2 tRNA genes and 1 rRNA gene are annotated in these 569 nt (G+C 45.5%); all 3 read right to left on the bottom strand.

The window, feature by feature from the left end:
- Window positions 1-212: 212 nt before the first annotated feature.
- Window positions 213-288, bottom strand: a tRNA-Ala gene (locus AB4Z50_RS35940).
- 37 nt (window positions 289-325) lie between these two features.
- Window positions 326-402 (bottom strand) — tRNA-Ile (locus tag AB4Z50_RS35935).
- 116 nt (window positions 403-518) lie between these two features.
- Window positions 519-569, bottom strand: a 16S ribosomal RNA gene (locus AB4Z50_RS35930); the annotation flags it as partial.

Genomic DNA, 569 nt, shown 5'->3' with positions numbered 1-569 from the left:
AGCTTAACCTATCGTTCCGGTTGATTCGGCTTGTGCGCCGTTTTCATTTTGTTTCTCTGATCTCCTAAGACATCAAATGGTTGAAACAAAACGAAAAGAAGTCGCATCAATCACGAACAACCTTCACTAACAATTAAATCAATGTAGCTTAAAGGATGTTTCAGCAATTCTTTTTCTTTCGTTATCCAGTTTTCAATGTACAAGTATTCTTTTGGTGGAGCCAAGCGGGATCGAACCGCTGACCTCCTGCTTGCAAGGCAGGCGCTCTCCCAGCTGAGCTATGGCCCCAAATTTAATATGGGTACCGACTTCTCAGAGTCGATAATGGTGGGCCTTAGTGGACTCGAACCACCGACCTCACCCTTATCAGGGGTGCGCTCTAACCAGCTGAGCTAAAGGCCCATAGGTATTCCCTTTGGACTTCCTTTGAAAGATGATTAATCTTTCAAAACTGACAACGAGTAAGCGATAAACTGCCAAGTTTATCCGAACCTCATCGGGTCCGGGTATTTCCTTAGAAAGGAGGTGATCCAGCCGCACCTTCCGATACGGCTACCTTGTTACGACTT

The sequence above is a fragment of the Paenibacillus sp. 2TAB26 genome (assembly GCF_052115145.1).
In the GTDB taxonomy this organism is placed as follows: domain Bacteria; phylum Bacillota; class Bacilli; order Paenibacillales; family Paenibacillaceae; genus Pristimantibacillus.
The sequence above is the reverse complement of the archived record's forward strand: the minus strand, read 5'-3'. Positions and strand labels throughout refer to the sequence as shown.